The organism is Erwinia artemisiae (assembly GCF_051400835.1).
In the GTDB taxonomy this organism is placed as follows: Bacteria; Pseudomonadota; Gammaproteobacteria; order Enterobacterales; family Enterobacteriaceae; genus Erwinia; species Erwinia aeris.
In genome coordinates, this window is sequence record NZ_JBLFFM010000001.1 from 823755 (window position 1) to 842172 (window position 18418).

Sequence of the window (18418 nt, forward strand, 5' to 3'; positions counted from 1 at the left end):
TGTTAACAGGCAGATACAGCCTTTCGCTATTTTCTACCGGGCAATGAAATCTGTAATCGGTGGAAGACCTTTGCGCGTCCAGCCCCTTAATCAAGAGTATTGATGCCATTACGGCGCTTAACCGCTTATACTAACTGGAACCGCTACGTTTTTTTACCCATGCTCAACGCACAGACGTAAAGAAAATATTAACCTTTCGTTACAGCGTCACATATTTATTCTACTGTATATATCCCCTATACTGGATGCATTGACAGTTCAGTTACCGAGCGTTTTCCATGACGGCCGAAGGCCACGTTATTTTTGCTATCGCCAGCGCGATTTTTGCCAAGCGCGCCGACCTGACGCCCGTTCTTGGTGATGGCGACTGGTGGCACGTTATTCCCGCCACGCTGCTTACCTGCCTGCTGCCGGATATCGATCACCCGCGCTCTACCCTTGGTCAGCGTTTTCGCTGGCTGTCGCAGCCCATTGCGCGCGCCTTTGGGCATCGGGGCTTTACCCACAGCCTGCTGGCCGTAATCGGTGGCGTGGCGCTGCTTCAGCTAAAACTGCCGCAGGAATGGGTGCTGCCTGCCGATGTCTTTCAGGGCATGGTGCTGGGCTACCTCAGCCATATTGTCGCCGATATGCTTACGCCTGCCGGCGTGCCGCTGCTGTGGCCCTGCCGCTGGCGTTTTCGCCTGCCGCTGCTGCACAGCCGCAACGGCAACCAGATGGAGCGAATGCTCTGCCTGACGCTGGTTGCGCTGGCGCTATGGTTCCCGACCGGGTCGCCCTCTTTTGGTGCGGCAAGCTGGCCCCTGCAGATGATCGATCAGGTGCAAAACAGCGTTACGCGTTTTATAAATCACCAGGTAGCGCAATAAGTCACCGATATCGTTCAATAAATTATAAACTATTCCTTTTGATTATATGGGCGTCTCTCCGCGAGCTGCTACCATCGCCCCCAACGCGTATCCGATGCGCAATAAAAATAGCTCACTGACGAGGCCGCTGATGCCTCGTCAAAAAAGGAGATCTGGGGATGAATTTTCCATTAATTGCAAACCTGGCGGCGTTTATTCTGCTGCTGGGGCTACTGGCTAAAAGCGGCAACGCCAGCTGGAGCCTGGCGAAAAAAGTGCTGCTGGGCCTGGTTGTAGGCGTGCTGTTTGGGCTGATCCTGCACACTATTTACGGTGCCGATAACCCGGTGTTGAAAGAATCCATTAGCTGGTTCAACGTTGTCGGCAACGGCTACGTACAGCTGTTGCAGATGATCGTCATGCCGCTGGTGTTCGCTTCGATTCTCAGCGCCGTCGCCCGTCTGCATAACGCGTCGTCGCTGGGCAAAATCAGCGTGCTGACTATCGGCGTGCTGCTGTTCACTACGGCGATTTCCGCGCTGGTGGGCGTTTTTGTTACCTGGCTGTTTGGGCTCAACGCCAGCGGTCTGGTGCAGGGCGTGCAGGAAACCGCGCGCCTGTCTGCGCTACAGTCTAACTATATCGGTAAAGTGGCCGACCTTTCCGCGCCGCAGCTGCTGCTCTCTTTCGTGCCGAAAAATCCTTTCGCCGATCTGACCGGGGCCAATCCGACCTCTATTATCAGCGTGGTGATTTTTGCCGCTTTCCTGGGCGTCGCCGCCCTGCATTTACTGCGTGACGACAAACCGAAAGGCGAGCGTGTGCTGGCCGCCATCGACGTGCTTCAGGCATGGGTGATGAAGCTGGTGCGTCTGATTATGAAGCTGACGCCTTACGGCGTAATGGCGCTGATGACCAAAGTGGTCGCCAGCTCTAACCTGGCGGATATCGTTAAGCTGGGCAGTTTTGTCATTGCATCTTATCTGGGCCTGGCGATTATGTTTGCGGTGCACGCGCTGCTGCTTTCCGTTAACGGCGTCAATCCCAGGCGTTTCTTCCGCAAGGTCTGGCCGGTTATCACTTTTGCTTTTACCAGCCGCTCCAGCGCGGCGACCATTCCGCTGAGCGTGGAAGCGCAAACCCGCCGCCTTGGCATTCCGGAATCGATCGCCAGCTTCTCAGCCTCTTTCGGCGCCACTATCGGCCAGAACGGCTGTGCCGGGCTGTACCCCACCATGCTGGCGGTGATGGTTGCGCCAACGGTAGGCATTAACCCGTTCGATCCGGTCTGGATCGCCACGCTGGTTGGCATCGTTACGCTAAGCTCTGCCGGCGTAGCGGGCGTGGGCGGCGGCGCGACCTTTGCCGCGCTGATCGTTCTGCCAACGCTGGGCCTGCCGGTCACGCTGGTGGCGCTGCTGATTTCGATCGAACCGCTGATCGATATGGGCCGCACCGCGCTTAACGTTAACGGTTCGATGACGGCAGGAATGCTGACCAGCCAGTGGCTGAAACAAACCGATAAATCTCTGCTGGACGCGGAAGCGGACAGCGAAGCCGAACTGGCGCATCGTTAAGCAAAACGTTGTTTATGCAACCTGTTCAGGGGCCGCTCAGCGGCCCTTTTTATTGTCTGCTAAACATAACCCTTCGGTTTCCGGGCGTACCTCGCGCACTGTTCTATAGTTAATGGTTAGAAACACACATCACAGGAGCAAGTGAGCATGTCGAAAGAAACCGATAACAAGGAAATCACCCATAATGCCCCGTTAACCGGGCCTGATTCCGCAAAGCCGGGAATGGATTCGCTGGCACCCGCCGATGGCTCGCATAAGCCGCTTTCTGAGCCAACGCCGCCCGGCAAGCAGCCTACTGCGCCCGGCAGCCTGAAAGCGCCCGAGACCAGTAACGCCAAGCTGGACGCGCTGGAAACCTTCCGTAAAGGCGGCGAGAATTTCCCGCTGACAACCAATCAGGGTACGCGCATCGCTGACGACCAGAACTCGCTGCGCGCCGGTACTCGTGGCCCAACGCTGCTGGAAGATTTTATCCTGCGCGAAAAGATCACCCATTTTGACCACGAGCGCATTCCTGAACGTATTGTCCATGCCCGTGGTTCAGCGGCGCACGGCTATTTCCAGCCCTATCGCGATATGAGCGATATCACCAAGGCGGATTTCCTGCGCGATCCTGAAAAGCAGACGCCGGTTTTCGTGCGTTTCTCTACCGTTCAGGGCGGCGCAGGCTCGGCGGATACCGTACGCGATATTCGCGGCTGGGCCACCAAGTTCTATACCGATGAAGGCGTTTTCGATTTAGTCGGCAACAATACGCCGGTGTTCTTTATTCAGGACGCGCATAAATTCCCGGACTTCGTGCATGCGGTAAAACCTGAGCCGCACAATGAAATTCCACAGGGCCAGAGCGCGCACGATACTTTCTGGGATTACGTCTCGCTACAGCCGGAAACGCTGCATAACGTGATTTGGGCAATGTCCGATCGCGGCATTCCGCGCAGCTACCGCACGATGGAAGGCTTCGGCATTCACACCTTCCGCTTTATTAACGCCGAGGGCAAAGCGACCTTTGTGCGCTTCCACTGGAAACCGGTCGCGGGCAAAGCTTCGCTGCTGTGGGACGAATCACAAAAACTCACCGGCCGCGATCCCGATTTCCATCGCCGCGATCTGTGGGAAGCCATTGAGGCGGGCGACTATCCGGAATATGAGCTGGGCGTACAGCTGATCCCGGAAGAAGATGAATTCAAATTCGATTTTGACCTGCTGGATGCCACCAAGCTGATCCCGGAAGAGCTGGTGCCGGTGCAGCTGGTCGGTAAGATGGTGCTGAACCGCAATCCGGACAACTTCTTTGCCGAAACCGAGCAGGTTGCTTTCCATCCCGGCCACATCGTTCCCGGCCTGGATTTCACCAACGATCCGCTGTTACAGGGCCGTCTGTTCTCCTATACCGATACGCAGATCAGCCGTCTTGGCGGGCCTAACTTCCATGAAATTCCGATTAACCGTCCGACCTGCCCTTACCATAATTTCCAGCGTCAGGGGATGCACCGTACGGATATCGATACCAACCCGGCCAACTACGAGCCGAATTCCATCAACGATAACTGGCCGCGCGAAACGCCGCCGGCTCCGCATCGCGGTGGATTTGAAAGCTATCAGGAGCGTATTGAAGGCCACAAGGTGCGCGAGCGCAGCCCTTCCTTCGGCGAATACTACTCGCAGCCGCGCCTGTTCTGGAACAGCCAGACGCCTGTTGAGCAGCAGCACATTATTGACGCCTTCTCTTTTGAGCTGAGCAAGGTGGCTCGCGCCTATATCCGCGAGCGCGTCGTGGATCATCTGGTGCGTATCGACGTGTCGCTGGCTAACGGCGTGGCGGAGAACCTGGGCATTGCGCTGTCCGATGAGAAGATGCATACCGCGCCGCCGAAAGACGTTAACGGCCTGAAAAAAGATGCCAGCCTGAGCCTTTATGCCGTGCCAAGTGGCTCGATCAAAGGCCGCCAGGTGGCGCTGCTGGTAAGCGACGGCGTGGTAGCGGCAGACGTGCTGGCAATTTTGCAGGAGCTGAAGGCGCAGGGCGTGCACGCCAAGCTGCTGGCGCGCCATATGGGCCAGGTTCGTGCCGACGACGGTTCTAATCTGCCGATTGACGCTACCTTTAGCGGCCTGCCGTCGCTGACCTTTGATGCGGTGATCGTGCCGGACGGCAACATCGACGCGCTGCTGCTCAGCGGCGACGCCCGTTACTTCCTGCTGGAAGCCTACAAGCATCTGAAGGTGATTGGCCTGAGCGGCGACGCCCGCCGCTTCAAATCGCAGTTCGGTCTGGGCGACAGCGAGCGTGAGGAAGGCGTCATCGAAGATGATAAAGCCGAAGGCGTGCTGATGAGCGAGTTCCTGGCCGCGATGGCCGCGCACCGCGTCTGGTCGCGCAGCCAGAAGGCGCTAAGCGTTCCGGCTTAATCCGCCGTTCGTTTGTTCACTGAAGGTGCAGCCGGTAGCGGCTGCGCCTTTTTATTTGGCATCTCCTGCCGATTAGCGCGCATAGAGCGCCTTTCGCCCGCGCCTTATCCGATCTCTACACTGTGGCACTGAACTTGCTTCTTCCTGATACCACTCGTTGTTCAGGAGAAGATCCATGAGAGTTGACACCCGCTATCGTTACCGCATTTTCGCCATGCTGTTTTTTATCGCGCTGATCAACTATATCGATCGCGGCGCCCTCTCCTTCGCGGCAAACGCCATTTCTGCGGAATTTCATTTCAGCAAAACGGAGCTGGGCGTGGTGCTGAGCTATTTCGGCTTTGGCTATCTGTTCGGCTCGCTCTGCGGCGGGTTTCTGGCCGATCGGCTGGGCACAAAAAAAGTCTGGCTGCTGGCGGGCGTGCTCTGGTCGCTGTTGGAGATCGCTACCGCCTGGGCGGGAGAGCTGGGCGTGGCGCTGTTTGGCGGCTCGGCCATTATGGGCTTTGCCGTAATGCGCATCCTGTTCGGCTTTGCCGAAGGCCCGGCCTATGCGCTGATGAACAAAGCTATCGCGCACTGGGCGCCCGATAACGAGCGCGGCATGGCGCTGGGCATCGGCTTACTCAGCACCCAGGTAGGCGCGCTGCTGACGGCACCGATCGCCGTGGGCCTGCTGCTGTTGACCAACGACTGGCGGCTGATGTTTATCCTGCTCGGCGTTTTCTCGCTGATCGCTATGGTGATTTTCGCGCGAATTTTCACCGACAGCCCGATGCAGCAGCCGCGCGCCAGCCAGGCGGAGCGCGAGTTGATTATGCAGGGCCAGCAGCAAAGCACCGCCGGGCCGCGCCTGCCGTGGTGGCGCTTTTTCACCAGCCGCACGCTGGTCTGCAACGCGCTGGGCTATTTTTCTTTCCTGTATGTCACCTTTACCCTGGTCACCTGGGGGCCGAAATATTTGCAGGACAGCTTTCACTACGATCTGCACTCGCTCTGGTATGTGGCGATGATCCCGTGGAGCGGCGCCTGTATTACCGTGCTACTCGGCGGCAAGATTGCCGACACGCTGCTGAAGCGCTCCGGTAATCTGCGGCTGGCGCGCAATCTCTTTGCTGCCGTCGGGCTGCTTTGCACCGGACTCTGCTTTATGGCGATCCCGTGGATGGCTTCCGCCGCCGGGATTATCCTGCTGATGACGCTGGGCAACGCCCTGAACGCGCTGGTAAATAACGTTTACTGGTCGGTGGTGATTGACGTCACGCCGAAATCCACGGTCGGCACCTATAGCGGGATGACGCTGGCCATCGCCAACCTGGCATCGATCCTGTCGCCAATGCTGAGCGGCTGGCTGGCTGAGCATTTCGGCTACAACGCCATGTTCAGCGCGACGGCGGCCATTGCCTTCGGCAGCATGCTGGCGATGACGCTGCTGCAACCGGAGAAAAAGCTGACGGCAACGCCCCCTGTCAGTCCCGATCTGGCAGCCAACATGGAGGCGGAGTTAAGAATACGTTAAGCAGTGTAAGCAACCCGCAATAGCCGCAGCCGCCGCTTGCGTTTTCACTGGCCCGGAGTAATGTTAGCGGCAGTGAGGACCAGGAGAAACTGTATGAAAAAGGTGATAAGCGCTCTGTTCGCCTTAACGCTGTTGTCGCCAACGCTGGTGGCAGCGCATCCTGGCGGCTGGGGACCGGGGCCAGGCTGGGATCGCGGTCCGGGTTGGGATCGCGGTCACGGCTGGGATCGCGGCCACGGTTGGGATCGCGGCCGTGGGCCGGGCAGGCTCTCTTTTTTACCGGGAGCGGCAGCGGCGGTGATTATCGGCGGTCTGACCTATTACGCGCTCAACGGCAACTACTACCAGCGCCAGCACGATAACACCTATGTAGTGGTGCAGCCGCCGGTAGAGCGCTTCAGCAGCGATATGCGCGCGCTTGATTACAACGGCGAACGCTTCTACGTGCAGGAAGGCCACTACTATCGCCGCGATATCGACGGACGCTATCTGGAAGTGCCGCGACCGCCAGGCCTGTAGGCAACAGGCATAAAAAAACCGGCTAAGGCCGGTTTTTTCTTTACTCCGTCAGGCGATTACTGATTAACCTGCGGATCGGTATCGTACTCTTTGCAGCTCTGGAAGCCGTAGTTCATTACGCGGCCTGTGTCGCTGTAGCTGACAAAGTAGGTCTGCTGCTTGCCGTCACGCTGGCCCAGCACATAGGTCTGGCAGGTGCCGCGAGCGTGAACCATGGTGATTTCAGTTGAAGGCGGACCGGCGATATCGCGAACCTGCTGGCGGGTCATGCCTTTTTTCACGTCCTGTACCACAGGCTTAGTGACATAGCTTTCCGCGCGGTCATAAGCTGAACAGCCGGATAATACAGCAAGCGCCACTGCCGCACCGATAAGTCCTGTTACCTTGTTCATGTTTTTTATTCCTCATTTATTGTCCATGTCGCTTTAAGCCTGGAACATAAATGCAGAGTTATCAACTTTATGGCAGAAAAAAACGCTTACCCCGGCCGGATAAAGACGCTTATAATGCCGCCCCCGAGAATGAACGTTCATTCTCAAACGGCGCCTGCGCCTTTTGTCATTGCCCAGCGCGAGGGAGTATGAGCCAACCCAATCCAACCCGCGACGCCCGCCATCGGCAGCGTCAGGACGAAATTATCGCTGCCGGTCGTCGCTGCTTCCGCCAGTCCGGCTTTCACGGGGCCAGCATGGCGCAGCTGGCCGCCGAGGCGCGGCTTAGCGTAGGCCAGATCTATCGCTATTTTGCCAGCAAAGACGCGATTATCGAGGAGATGGTCAGGCGCATTATCGATGCCCGCCTGCAACATATCAAAGAGACCGCTACCGCCGATCTGCCTCGCCTGCTTGCCTGGCGTCACGCGCTTAACGAAGACGACGAGGCGCTGATGAAGGAAGTTGCAGCGGAAGCGACCCGCAATCCGGTCGTGGCCCGCATGATGGCGGAGGCCGACCACCGCATGTTTACCCAGGCCTGCCTTAACGTAAAGCGCGACCATCCCGCTATGAGCGATGAACAGGTGCGCGCCTGCGTAGAGGTCATGGCCGTCCTGACGGAAGGCACGGCCTGGCGACGCCTGACGCCGCAGAAAGCGTCGGCGGAGCGCCTTTACCAGCTTTACCAACACATCAACGCACTACTTTTCACCACAGAGGATCCATGATATCTGCACACCCCAACCGGTTTGGCTATGCCATTACGCTCGGCCTGCTGGCAGCGCTCGGGCCGCTTTGTATCGACCTGTATTTACCTGCCCTGCCCGCGCTTGCCCGCGACCTGGCCGCGCCTACCGCCACCGCCCAGCTTAGTCTGACCGCCGGCCTGATTGGCCTCGGCGCCGGCCAGCTGATATTCGGCCCGATGAGCGATAAATATGGCCGCATCAAGCCGCTGCTGCTGTCGCTGGCGCTGCTGCTGATCGCCTCCGTCGGCTGCGCGATGGCACAGACTATCCACCAGCTGCTGCTGGCGCGCCTGTTTGAAGGGCTTTCCGGCGCAGGCGGCGCGGTGCTTTCCCGCGCTATCGCCAGAGATATGTACAGCGGCCACGACCTGACGCGTTTCTTTGCTTTGCTGATGCTGGTCAACGGCCTGGCGCCCGTCGCCGCGCCAGTGCTGGGCGGCGCGCTGATGACGCTGCTGAGCTGGCGCGGCCTGTTTATGGTGATTGCCGTTATCGCGCTGCTGCTGTTTATCCTGGCACGCGTAAAACTGCGCGAAACCTTAACGCCGGAACGCCGTAGCCAGGGCAGCCTGTTTTCCGCGTGGGCCGCGCTGGGTCAGGTGGTTATCCACCGTCCCTTTATGGGTTTTTGCCTGACCCAGGGCTTTATGATGGCCGGGATGTTTGCCTATATCGGCGCTTCGCCTTTTGTTTTACAGCAGATTTATGGCCTCTCGCCGCAGGCGTTCAGCTTCTGCTTCGCCGCCAACGGTATCGGCCTGATTATCGCTTCGCAAACCAGCGCGCGCCTCAGCCCGCTGTGGGGTGAGTATCGCGTGGTGAAAGGCGCGCTGGTGCTGGCCTTCGTCTCCTCCGCCAGCCTGCTGCTCGCCGGTCTGAGCGGAGCGGCGCTGCCTTTCGTGCTGGTCGCCCTGTTCTTCAGCGTGGCGAGCAACGGCGCGGTCGGCGTGGCTGCTGCCTCGCTGGCGATGCAGAGTCAGGGCCATCGCGCAGGCAGCGCTTCCGCCGTGCTGGGCGTAGTGATGTTTACCCTGGGCGGCATCGCCGTGCCGGTGACGGGTATCGGCGGCACCTCGGTGTTGACCATGACCGCCACCATCTTCGGCTGCTATATGCTGGCCATCGCCATGTTCGTTTTGGTGGCGCAAAAACCGAAAAAGCCTGATTAATCAATAAAAGGCGCGTAAATAGCGGGTTCAACCTTGTTGTTTCGCGCCTGGCACGTTAATTTTAAGACAAAGGTTTTCGGCAACTGCCCTGACACTAAATCTGAGGAGAGGTAAATGGCTCTGCAACAGGAAATTATCGAAGCGCTGGGGGTTAAACCCACTATTGATGCACAGCAGGAAATTCGCACCAGCGTCGACTTTCTGAAAGCGTACCTGAAGGCTTACCCGTTTATTAAGTCGCTGGTACTGGGTATCAGCGGCGGTCAGGACTCCACGCTGGCCGGCAAGCTCAGTCAGCTCGCCATCAGCGAGCTGCGTGAAGAGACCGGCAATCAGGACTATCAGTTTATCGCCGTGCGTCTGCCCTATGGCAATCAGACAGATGAACAGGACTGCCAGGACGCGCTGCAGTTTATTCAGGCCGATCGCGTGTTGACGGTTAACATCAAAGAAGCGGTGCTGGCCAGCGAAAAAGCGCTGCGCGATACGGGTATCAACCTCTCTGATTTCGTGCGCGGCAATGAAAAAGCGCGTGAAAGGATGAAGGCGCAGTACAGCATCGCCGGTATGACCTCTGGCGTAGTGGTGGGAACGGATCACGCCGCGGAAGCGGTGACGGGCTTCTTTACCAAATACGGCGACGGCGGCACGGATATCAACCCGCTGTTCCGCCTGAACAAAGGCCAGGGCAAACAGCTGCTGAAAACGCTGGGCTGCCCGGAGCACCTCTACCTTAAACAGCCGACCGCCGATCTGGAGGACGATCGTCCCGGTTTGCAGGATGAAGTGGCGCTGGGCGTGACCTATGAGATGATCGACCAGTATCTGGAAGGCAAGAAGATTGCCGACGACGCGGCGAAGATCATTGAGGGCTGGTATCTGAAAACCGAGCACAAACGCCGTCCGCCGATTACCGTATTTGATGACTTCTGGAAAAAATAAACCCGCCGGGCGGCTTTCCGGTCGCCCGCTTTTTTACGTTATTTTCCCTCTTTTCGTCGCTTGCCGTCAGCGGCGTGTTGATTACCAGCGCGATCCGACTCTTTTTTATCCAGCAAACGCCTGATACACTGTATAAGCAAACAGTAAGCGGAGTGCAATGTGGTCAGACGTCAAGCCAGCCATCGCCTGTCTTTTGAACCGGCGGCAATTTATCAGTATCCCGAACACCTGCGGCCTTCGCTGGAAGGTCTGCCTTCCCTGCCCGGCGTGTATACCTTTCATGGCGACAGCGAATCCCTGCCGCTCTATATCGGTAAAAGCGTCAATTTGCGCAGCCGGGTAATGTCCCATTTTCGTACGCCGGATGAGGCGAAAATGCTGCGCCAGGCGCGTTACGTCAGCTATATCACCACGGCTGGCGAACTGGGCGCGCTGTTACTGGAAGCGCAGATGATCAAGGTGCAGCAGCCTTTGTTCAATAAGCGCCTGCGCAAAAACCGCCAGCTTTGCTCGCTGCTGATAAGCGATCTGAAGCCCAGCGTGGTTTACGCCAAAGAAGTCGATTTTTCCCATACTTCCGATCTGTTTGGCCTTTACTCCAGCCGCCGATCGGCGCTGGAAACGCTACAGAAAATCGCCGACGAACAGCGGCTTTGCCTGGGCCTGCTGGGGCTGGAGAACGTCAGCAAAGGCCGCGCCTGTTTTCGCGCCAGCCTGGGCCGCTGTGCGGGCGCCTGCTGCGGTAAAGAGACGCCGGAAGCCCATCACGAGAGGCTGCTGGCCGCGCTGGAACGCGTGCGCGTGCAGTGCTGGCCCTGGGAGGGCGCGGTCGGCGTGGTGGAGGAAGGCCCGCTGAAAACGCAGATCCACGTGATCAATAACTGGTTTTACCTTGGCTCGGTGGATGATATCAGCGAGGCGGGCAAGCTGACCTCCACGCCACAGGGTTTCGACAGCGACGGCTATAAAATCCTCTGCAAGCCCATCGTCAGCGGCAAGTTCCCGATCGTTCCGCTTGGCTGACGCCACGTCAGCGCCGACAGCCAGATAAACGAAACCGCCGACGCTGCTCCCTGGTTCAGGAAACAACGTCGGCGGTCTCAGGCGTGGCCTGCCGGGCGATCGCACCCGGCGGCTAAGGCTTATTCAGCGGCCGGTGCGGCTGGCGCAGGCTCGCCGTGGTGCGGCTTCTCGGTCAGACGTTTTTCAAAGTTCGCATTGAACTGTTTTTTCTGCTCCGGCGTCAGCACGTTATACATTTTGTTCTGCGTTTCCAGCATGGAAAGCGCACGGGCTTTGCCGTTAGCCGACATTTTCTCCGCCTGCGCTTCCGCTTTGGCCTTGTCGAAGCTGTCAGCCGCGATGATGCTGTGCAGCGTGCGGCGCTCTTCCAGGGAAGGACGCGGCATCTCTTTATGCGCCTCTTTCATGATGCTGCGCATCTGCTCTTTCTGCGCGTCCGTCAGATTCAGGCCTTTGAACATCTCGTGCGGCCCACCGTGGCGAGGCGGCTTGTGCATCATTGGTTTATCTGCGCCAGCCGGTGCCGGCGTGATGTTATCTGCTGCGGCATGAACAATATTCGCCGCGCCCATTGCCAGTGTCATAGCTACAACCAGAGAAGTTAATTTACGCATACTATTTTCCTTTTGCATTTCTGTGACGACAGCGTTGTCGTAATGTCGGGATTCAGTTTATTGCGCTGAACGTCAAGTAGTCAGAACGTGGGTAAAGCCTTGAAAGCATAAAAGATAAAAAAGCGGCAATCATGGAGAGAATGCGAAGATTATGGTGAGGAATTGCAAAAGGATATGTATTTAGCGCGTTTAATGCAGAAATTGTGGAGGAGTGTAATACAGCCGACAGGAACGAGAAAGGAAAAAGTAAGGCGGGACGACCACCGACGGGCTGGCATGAAGCGTCCCGGTCGGCGTCGTTGCGTTATCAGCTGCTGCCGCTGGTTTCATTATGGGCGTTATCTTCCACCAGCATCAATCCGGCGCGCTGCCCTTTCGCCACGTCGGGATTGGGAAAAAGAACATATTCCCGCGCCTGCTGCACGTAGCAGCGTTTGTCACCATCCTCCGCCAGCAGCGTGCCCTGCGGGAAAGCGGTAAAGTTCAGCGTTTCCGCGCCCATATGCAGCACGAAAGCCTCGGTAAAACGGGTGATCTGCTGCGAAACCCGATAGCGCTGCGGCGGCTCGCCCACGGGCGGTAAAGGTTCACCGGAGAGCAAAGCGGCCAGCGCGTCGCGCGCGGCGCTAAAAAGCGTTAAATCGTTGCGGCCAAAAGGCAGCGCTTTACCTAACTCCAGCGTGCAGCTGGCGGCGTTAAAGTGCTGCGAACTGTAATGCGTAAAGGTGCCGCCCGGCGAGCGATGGAACACCAGCGCCTCAAGTCCGGCCGCGCTCAGCCAGTGCAGGAAGGCGTCCGGCCAGGGCGTTTCACGCAGCGGCATGACGCCGAAGCGGCTGTGCCAGGAGCCGCGAATGGCGGTATGCAAATCCAGATGCCAGCGGCTCTCCTCGGTGCAGCTCACCTGCCAGAACGTCTCCAGCGCCTGCTCCAGACGCCAGGCGCGCCGCGCTTCGGGATGGTCATCGTACTGCTGCCAGCGGCCGCCGAACAGCCGGTTGAGATCGCAATGGCGATAGCGTTTGCCGCTGGCGATCGCTTCCGGGTTGCCCAGAATAACCAGCACGCGCGCCTTGAGCGGCCGCTTGCCCGCCAGCAGCTCGCCGACCAGCTGGTTCAGGATTTCAATGGGCGCGGTTTCATTGCCGTGGATCCCGGCGGAGATCACCAGCGCCTGCGTACAGGGCTGATGCGGATTAAGTTCAAGAATGCCATGGTCCAGCCACTGCCAGCTTAGCTGGTCGTTGCGGCCGGAAACTTGTGCAGGCGGCTCTGTGCTTAACGTCTGCTGAAGAAAGTCCTGCATAGGTTCTCCTTATTATAGTTCTCCCTGCGACTGCCAGCGCGCGCCCGGGGTCAGCCCGACGCGCCCTGTTCCTCCCTGATTAGCGTTGGAAAGAGTAGATACTTCCTAAGTCTAGCATCTTAGTCAGCTCATCCAGCGCTTCGCGGTTTTCCGTGAGCAGCTGCGGGTCAGCCAGATCCGCCTGGCAAAGCCTGTCGCGGTAGTGGCGATCCACCCACGCATTGAGCAAGGTAAACAGCGTATCGGTCAGCATCACCGCCGGATTGACCGCCGCCAGCTCCGCCTCGTTCATCACCACGCGCAGCCGCAGGCAGGCTGGCCCACCGCCGTTGCCCATGCTTTCCCGCAGGTCGAAGACGTGCAGCTCGTCGATCGCGCCGCCTTCCGTGAGTTCGTTCAGCCAGCGCCAGACGCCGTCGTGCCGACGCGCCTCTTCCGGCAGCGCCAGCAGCATTTTGCCGTCCGGCTTGCTTAACAGCTGGCTGTTAAACAGATAGGTGGCGACGGCGTCGCTGACGCTGACCCGCGCATCCGGCACCACCACCGGCGTAAAGCCCGGCAGCCTTTCACGCAGCCGATCGAACAGCGCCTGCTGCTCCAGAAAAGCCAGCTCGTGACAGAACAGCACCTGCTGATTGCTGACGGCGATCACATCGTTGTGGAATACGCCCTGGTCAATCACCGCCGGATTCTGCTGCGCAAACAGCGTCCGGTTCGGATCAAGCTGATGCAGCCGCGCCACCGCCTGGCTTGCCTCCAGCGTTTGCCGCGCCGGATAGCGTGCCGGGATTAGGCCGCCGCCGCCCTCTTCGCGTCCATAAACGAACAGCTGTACGCCCGGCTCGCCGTAGCCCGCGCTGAAACGATTATGGTTGGCCGCGCCTTCATCGCCAAACATCGCAACCTGCGGCAAAGCGTCATGGACGCAGAAGTGGCGCACGTCGCGGAACATCGCGCGCAGTATCGCGCCCGTGGTGGGCGCTTCCAGCGAGCGGTGAAATTTGTTGTTCAGGTTCGCCACGGTCAAATGCACGCGGCTGTCGGCGCTGTCGGCGGAAGGCGAGACGGTAGCGGCGTTAGCGACCCACATTGCCGAAGCGGAACTGACCGCCGACAGCAGCATCGGCGCCTGCGCGGCCGCTTTCGCCAGCACCTGCGGCTCGGTGCCGCTGAAGCCCAGCTGGCGCAGTGCCGCGATGTTCGGCCTTTCGTGCGGTGGGATCACGCCCTGCGCAAAGCCCCTGTCGGCCAGCGCCTTCATTTTCAACAGGCCCTGCTTTGCCGCCAGTTTGGGGTCAGAGAGCTGATGCTGATGCCGGGAGGAGGCCTCGTTGCCAAACGACAGCCCGGCATAGTGATGGGTTAAACCGGGCAGGCCGTCAAAATTGACTTCGCGGGCGCTCATGATGCTTCTCCTGTGGGGCTGAAATCCAGGCCGGGCGACAGCGCGGCGGGCAGCGAAAGATCGGCCGAGGCCAGCGAAGCCAGCGGCCACGCACAGTAGTCCGCCGCGTAAAACGCACCGGGACGATGGTTGCCGGACGCGCCGATGCCGCCGAAAGGTGCGGTGCTGGCCGCGCCGGTCAGCGGTTTGTTCCAGTTGACGATCCCGGCTCGCGCCTCGATCAGCAGCCGATCAAACAGCTCGCGATGCGGCGAAATCAACCCGCAGGAAAGACCGTAGCGGGTGGCGTTGGCAATGCGGATCGCCTGGCTGAAGTCGTCATAGCGGATCACCGCCAGCAGCGGCCCGAACACTTCTTCGTCCGGCAGCGTCAACGCCGTCACGTCGATGATGCCCGGCGTCAGGATAGCGCTCGTTTTCGACGGCCAGCGCATCGGCAGTAGCACTTCGCCGCCCGCCGCCACGCGCGATTGCCATTCCCCGTATATGTGCTCTGCCGCCTGCGGCGAAATCACGCTGCCCATAAAAGGCTGCGGATCGGCGTCCCAGCGTCCCGGCTCGATTTTTGCCGCAACCGCCGCCAGGCGGGCAAGAAACGCATCGCCCTGCGCGCCACGCTTGACCAGCAGCCGACGCGCGCAGGTGCAGCGCTGTCCCGCCGTGATAAAGGCCGACTGAATAGTAAGATGAACAGCGGCGTCGATCGACTGCGGATCCTCGACGATCAGCGCGTTGTTGCCGCCCATCTCCAGCGCCAGCATTTTTTCCGGCTGGCCGGCGAACTGCCTGTGCAGCTGATAGCCGGTCGCCGCGCTGCCGGTAAAAAGCACGCCGTCCAGCGAGGACTGCGTCAGCGTCCTGCCACAGTCGCCGCCGCCCTGCAGCAGATTCAGCACGCCGTCCGGCAGCCCCGCCTGCTGCCAAAGCCTGACCGTCTGCTCGGCGGTCATCGGCGTCAGCTCGCTGGGTTTAAACACCAGCGTATTTCCGGCCAGCAGCGCGGGCACGATATGCCCGTTCGGCAGATGGCCGGGGAAGTTATACGGGCCTAAAACCGCCAGCACGCCGTGCGGCCGGTGCCGCAGCTCGCTGTCGCCCTGCTGCGCTTCCCCGCTGCGGGCGTGATAAGCGCTGACGGAGATGGCGATTTTATTGATCATCGCCTGCACTTCTGTGGCGGCTTCCCAGCGCGGCTTGCCGGTTTCCCGGGCGATAGTGGCGGCCAGCTCTGCCTGATGTTGCAAAAGCAGCGTGGCAAAGCGTTCCGCCAGCGCGACGCGTTCCGCAAAGGGACGTTTCGCCCAGCCGGGAAAGGCGGCGCGGGCCGCCTCGACCGCCGTCGTTATTTGTGCCTGACTGGCGGCCCGGCCCTGCCACAGCGGCCGCGCGTCGATCGGATCCTGCTTGCTGAGCGCTTCGCCGTCGCCGGTCAACCACGCTCCGTTAATAAAATGGGTCATGCTTTTTTCTCCTCGCAGCCCAGAGTGACCACGCGCAGGCTGTCGCCCTGCCCGCAACGTAAAACAGCCGCCTGTTCCGGCGTCAGCGCCAGCGTGTCCGCATGCGGGTCGGCGTTGAGCAACACGACGCGAAAATCTTCGTAGCGCTCGTTACCCACCAGGCAAAGCGGCAGCCTGTCGCTCCCTGCCGGCCCGATCGCCGCGCGCAGCTGCCGACTTTTGCGGATCGCCCGCACGCGATCGATATCGCATTCCAGCGTTGGGCCGCCGTCAAAAATGTCCACATAGTTTTGATAGCGAAACCCTTCCGCCTCCAGCACCGCGCGCGCCGGTGCGGTTTGCGGATGGGTCTGCCCGATGGTGGCCTGCGCTTCGGCAGAGAGATAGTCGATATAAAGCGGATGCTTGGGCATCAGCTCGGCAATAAAGGTTTTTTTGCCGGTGCCGCTCAGGTAGTCGGCGGTGGTAAAAGAGATGGAAAAAAAGCGGCTGCCTACGCTCTCCCAGAAAGGCGAATGCCCGTTTTCATCGCTGACGCCGCGCATCTCCGCCACAACTTTTTGCATAAAGCGGTGGCGGAAGGCGGCCATAAACAGAAAGCGGGATTTCGAGAGCAGATAGCCGTTTTTACCGCTGCGGTAATCGGGATCGAGAAACAGCGTGCAGAGTTCGCTGCTGCCGGTGTGATCGTTACTGAGTGACAGCGTAGGCAGCACTTTGTAGACGTTCAGTTCGCGCGAGGCGTGCACCTGCGTGCCGACGCGAAAGTTATACCAGGGATCCTGCATACCAACCGCCACCTCGATGGCGCAAATCCCGATTACGCGGCGCGTCGCCAGCTCTTCCAGCACAAAGACATAGCCCTGATCGGCCTGCGGCAGCTGGCCGCGCCAGGTTTGTATTGAGCGCTCAATCCTTGCGCTCAGCGTGGCGCTGTCGGCAGGCAGCGACGTCAGCCCGCCGCCGGTTTTACCGGCCAGCGTCATTAACTGCGCCAGGTCGTCGTGCTCTACGGGACGGATGACCATCATAATAACGCTCCTCGCGCGCGGCAGGTAAATTAAAGGTTTCAATAATGTTAATTTGGTGTACCACACTGTATGTTGCAGACTTTATGCCAGCCAGTACAAAAATGAATAAAAAAAGTGATAAAAAGAAAAATCAAAGAGATAGGATATGCCGCTATTCACTTTAATTGCATATAAAGTGAATAATGCTCAGACGGTGCGGGCTGGCGAGACGGTAAAACAGCACGGTTATGCAACTGAACCAGTAAATAATGTTTTTGTGATCGCGAACGTCAATTATCAATCGCCCGGCACAAAGCGCGCACCTTGGGCGTGCAGTACGCACCAGAAAACAGCGCGGCTGAATGCCTGCGTCAGGTAACAGAAAATAGCGCGGCTGGACGCCTGCGTCAGGTAACAGAAAATAGCGTGGGCCTGGTGCCTGTAGCAAACATGCAGCACGCATCAGAAAACAGCGTGGGTCAGGTGCCTATGTCAGGCGATAGTACCGATCGGGAACCGGCGCTTCGGGGAGTTCGCGCTGGTTGTTCATCTCCAGCAGATTGATTTCTATATTAGTGCACATCGCATCCATCGGCAGATGGTTGTTGGCGTAGCCGAAAGGCATTTCCAGCTCCTCCGCCAGCGTATCCAGCGAAAGAAAGCTATAGGCGATAAAAACCGACACCAGCGGCGTCATATAGTGCAGATCCGGCACCAGCGCGAAAGGCAGCAGCGTACAGAACAGGTAAACGGTGCGGTGCAGCAGCAGGCCATAGGCGAACGGCACCGGCACGCTGGCCAGCCGCTCGCAGCCGCCCAGCACCAGCGAAAGCTGATGAATGCTGTTATCCAGCTGCGCGTAAACGATATCCGAGATCGCTCCGCTGCGGCGCTGGTCGGCCAGCCACTGGGATATTTTCAGTTCAATCGCATTGGTACGCGCGCGTCGCCGCAGGATGTCTTCGGCTTCGTCGCCCAGAAAACGGTTGAGATCCTCCCGCGCATCGGTGCGCCTGAGCTGGTGCTTGAGGCTATAGCAAAAGGCCATCAGCAAAGCGGCGATACGCGGCGCATCGGCCGGCGAGATCGCCAGCACCTGGCGCTGAATATCGCGGCAGGTAATCAGCAGGCTGCCCCAGAGCTGCCGCGCCTCGGAAAAGCGCGCATAGCAGACGCTGTTGCGAAAACCCAGGAAGATAGCGATGGAGACGCCGAGCAGGCTGAAAGGCGCCAGCGTCAGCTTTACGCCCAGGGTTTCGTACCAGTCCAGGCAGAAAATGGCGATAATCGACATCAGCAGGTTCAGGCCAAGCCGGAACAGGATGCCGGGCAGCACGGAGCCGTGCCAGGAAAAAAGGCGAACAAACCAGTGGCGATGAGGACGGACGATCATAATAAGCAGCCGTAATTTTTTTAGAAAGAGTGGCAAAT

Annotated in this window: 17 protein-coding genes; 10 read left to right on the forward strand and 7 right to left on the reverse strand. The window is 59.1% G+C overall.

Going from position 1 to position 18418, the window contains the following annotated elements:
- Window positions 1-278 precede the first annotated feature (278 nt).
- From ACMGEE_RS03935 to ACMGEE_RS03955, 5 genes are all read left to right on the forward strand, one after another.
- A complete protein-coding gene (locus tag ACMGEE_RS03935) occupies window positions 279-869 on the forward strand; it encodes a metal-dependent hydrolase (RefSeq protein WP_253454469.1) in 591 nt (196 codons plus the stop codon).
- A gap of 158 nt (window positions 870-1027) precedes the next feature.
- Entirely contained in the window at window positions 1028-2425 is a 1398-nt protein-coding gene (locus ACMGEE_RS03940; protein ID WP_253454470.1) for an L-cystine transporter, read from the forward strand.
- A gap of 147 nt (window positions 2426-2572) precedes the next feature.
- Window positions 2573-4837, forward strand: coding sequence for a catalase HPII (gene katE / locus ACMGEE_RS03945; RefSeq protein WP_436829707.1), 2265 nt, complete (start codon window positions 2573-2575; stop codon window positions 4835-4837).
- A gap of 175 nt (window positions 4838-5012) precedes the next feature.
- Window positions 5013-6356: an MFS transporter gene (locus ACMGEE_RS03950; RefSeq protein WP_253454472.1), complete on the forward strand. Its 1344-nt coding sequence runs from the start codon at window positions 5013-5015 to the stop codon at window positions 6354-6356.
- A gap of 93 nt (window positions 6357-6449) precedes the next feature.
- A complete protein-coding gene (locus ACMGEE_RS03955) occupies window positions 6450-6875 on the forward strand; it encodes a DUF6515 family protein (RefSeq protein ID WP_253454473.1) in 426 nt (141 codons plus the stop codon).
- Between the two features lie 56 nt (window positions 6876-6931).
- Here ACMGEE_RS03955 and osmE read toward each other — a convergent pair whose 3' ends face one another.
- On the reverse strand, window positions 6932-7267 hold the full coding sequence (osmE, locus tag ACMGEE_RS03960) for an osmotically-inducible lipoprotein OsmE (protein ID WP_125289739.1): 336 nt from the start codon (window positions 7265-7267) through the stop codon (window positions 6932-6934).
- Window positions 7268-7455: 188 nt separating this feature from the next.
- On the opposite strand from osmE, the gene ACMGEE_RS03965 reads away from it, so the two are divergent.
- From ACMGEE_RS03965 to cho, 4 genes are all read left to right on the forward strand, one after another.
- On the forward strand, window positions 7456-8037 hold the full coding sequence (locus tag ACMGEE_RS03965) for a TetR/AcrR family transcriptional regulator (protein ID WP_253454474.1): 582 nt from the start codon (window positions 7456-7458) through the stop codon (window positions 8035-8037).
- Window positions 8034-9227, forward strand: coding sequence for a multidrug effflux MFS transporter (locus tag ACMGEE_RS03970; protein ID WP_301729677.1), 1194 nt, complete (start codon window positions 8034-8036; stop codon window positions 9225-9227). The genes ACMGEE_RS03965 and ACMGEE_RS03970 overlap by 4 nt, the downstream gene beginning before the upstream one ends.
- A gap of 114 nt (window positions 9228-9341) precedes the next feature.
- Window positions 9342-10169: an NAD(+) synthase gene (gene nadE, locus ACMGEE_RS03975; RefSeq protein ID WP_436829708.1), complete on the forward strand. Its 828-nt coding sequence runs from the start codon at window positions 9342-9344 to the stop codon at window positions 10167-10169.
- Between the two features lie 159 nt (window positions 10170-10328).
- Complete coding sequence (cho, locus tag ACMGEE_RS03980) at window positions 10329-11192, forward strand: excinuclease Cho (protein WP_253454477.1); 864 nt, start codon at window positions 10329-10331, stop codon at window positions 11190-11192.
- Between the two features lie 119 nt (window positions 11193-11311).
- Here cho and spy read toward each other — a convergent pair whose 3' ends face one another.
- The 5 genes from spy to astA all read right to left on the reverse strand — a co-directional run bounded on the left by spy (window position 11312) and on the right by astA (window position 17008).
- Window positions 11312-11806, reverse strand: a complete 495-nt coding sequence (spy, locus tag ACMGEE_RS03985; protein ID WP_253454478.1) for an ATP-independent periplasmic protein-refolding chaperone Spy — start codon at window positions 11804-11806, stop codon at window positions 11312-11314.
- A 307-nt stretch (window positions 11807-12113) separates the two neighbouring features.
- Window positions 12114-13112 (reverse strand): succinylglutamate desuccinylase, encoded by a 999-nt coding sequence (gene astE / locus ACMGEE_RS03990; RefSeq protein WP_301251779.1) that lies wholly within the window; start codon window positions 13110-13112, stop codon window positions 12114-12116.
- A 79-nt stretch (window positions 13113-13191) separates the two neighbouring features.
- Window positions 13192-14517 (reverse strand): N-succinylarginine dihydrolase, encoded by a 1326-nt coding sequence (astB, locus tag ACMGEE_RS03995; RefSeq protein WP_301251778.1) that lies wholly within the window; start codon window positions 14515-14517, stop codon window positions 13192-13194.
- Window positions 14514-15977 (reverse strand): succinylglutamate-semialdehyde dehydrogenase, encoded by a 1464-nt coding sequence (gene astD / locus ACMGEE_RS04000; protein ID WP_394149150.1) that lies wholly within the window; start codon window positions 15975-15977, stop codon window positions 14514-14516. The genes astB and astD overlap by 4 nt, the downstream gene beginning before the upstream one ends.
- On the reverse strand, window positions 15974-17008 hold the full coding sequence (astA, locus tag ACMGEE_RS04005; protein WP_253454482.1) for an arginine N-succinyltransferase: 1035 nt from the start codon (window positions 17006-17008) through the stop codon (window positions 15974-15976). Before astA ends, astD begins: the two co-directional genes overlap by 4 nt.
- A gap of 145 nt (window positions 17009-17153) precedes the next feature.
- On the opposite strand from astA, the gene ACMGEE_RS04010 reads away from it, so the two are divergent.
- The gene (locus ACMGEE_RS04010; protein ID WP_253454483.1) at window positions 17154-17366 is read left to right on the forward strand and encodes a hypothetical protein; all 213 of its coding nucleotides are present in this window, start codon (window positions 17154-17156) and stop codon (window positions 17364-17366) included.
- Between the two features lie 108 nt (window positions 17367-17474).
- Here the strand turns inward: ACMGEE_RS04010 and ACMGEE_RS04015 are convergent, their stop codons facing one another.
- Complete coding sequence (locus ACMGEE_RS04015) at window positions 17475-18380, reverse strand: bestrophin family protein (RefSeq protein WP_253454484.1); 906 nt, start codon at window positions 18378-18380, stop codon at window positions 17475-17477.
- Between the last annotated feature and the right edge of the window lie 38 nt (window positions 18381-18418).

What these genes read in the sequence shown, in the direction of transcription:
- osmE (WP_125289739.1), bottom strand. Translation starts at nt 7,267, where the DNA reads ATGAACAAGGTAACAGGACTTATCGGTGCGGCAGTGGCGCTTGCTGTA.
- astE (WP_301251779.1), bottom strand. Translation starts at nt 13,112, where the DNA reads ATGCAGGACTTTCTTCAGCAGACGTTAAGCACAGAGCCGCCTGCACAA.
- spy (WP_253454478.1), bottom strand. Translation starts at nt 11,806, where the DNA reads ATGCGTAAATTAACTTCTCTGGTTGTAGCTATGACACTGGCAATGGGC.
- ACMGEE_RS03935 (WP_253454469.1), top strand. Translation starts at nt 279, where the DNA reads ATGACGGCCGAAGGCCACGTTATTTTTGCTATCGCCAGCGCGATTTTT.
- katE (WP_436829707.1), top strand. Translation starts at nt 2,573, where the DNA reads ATGTCGAAAGAAACCGATAACAAGGAAATCACCCATAATGCCCCGTTA.
- ACMGEE_RS03965 (WP_253454474.1), top strand. Translation starts at nt 7,456, where the DNA reads ATGAGCCAACCCAATCCAACCCGCGACGCCCGCCATCGGCAGCGTCAG.
- ACMGEE_RS04010 (WP_253454483.1), top strand. Translation starts at nt 17,154, where the DNA reads ATGCCGCTATTCACTTTAATTGCATATAAAGTGAATAATGCTCAGACG.
- ACMGEE_RS03950 (WP_253454472.1), top strand. Translation starts at nt 5,013, where the DNA reads ATGAGAGTTGACACCCGCTATCGTTACCGCATTTTCGCCATGCTGTTT.
- ACMGEE_RS04015 (WP_253454484.1), bottom strand. Translation starts at nt 18,380, where the DNA reads ATGATCGTCCGTCCTCATCGCCACTGGTTTGTTCGCCTTTTTTCCTGG.
- astD (WP_394149150.1), bottom strand. Translation starts at nt 15,977, where the DNA reads ATGACCCATTTTATTAACGGAGCGTGGTTGACCGGCGACGGCGAAGCG.
- nadE (WP_436829708.1), top strand. Translation starts at nt 9,342, where the DNA reads ATGGCTCTGCAACAGGAAATTATCGAAGCGCTGGGGGTTAAACCCACT.
- ACMGEE_RS03970 (WP_301729677.1), top strand. Translation starts at nt 8,034, where the DNA reads ATGATATCTGCACACCCCAACCGGTTTGGCTATGCCATTACGCTCGGC.
- ACMGEE_RS03940 (WP_253454470.1), top strand. Translation starts at nt 1,028, where the DNA reads ATGAATTTTCCATTAATTGCAAACCTGGCGGCGTTTATTCTGCTGCTG.
- astB (WP_301251778.1), bottom strand. Translation starts at nt 14,517, where the DNA reads ATGAGCGCCCGCGAAGTCAATTTTGACGGCCTGCCCGGTTTAACCCAT.
- astA (WP_253454482.1), bottom strand. Translation starts at nt 17,008, where the DNA reads ATGATGGTCATCCGTCCCGTAGAGCACGACGACCTGGCGCAGTTAATG.
- ACMGEE_RS03955 (WP_253454473.1), top strand. Translation starts at nt 6,450, where the DNA reads ATGAAAAAGGTGATAAGCGCTCTGTTCGCCTTAACGCTGTTGTCGCCA.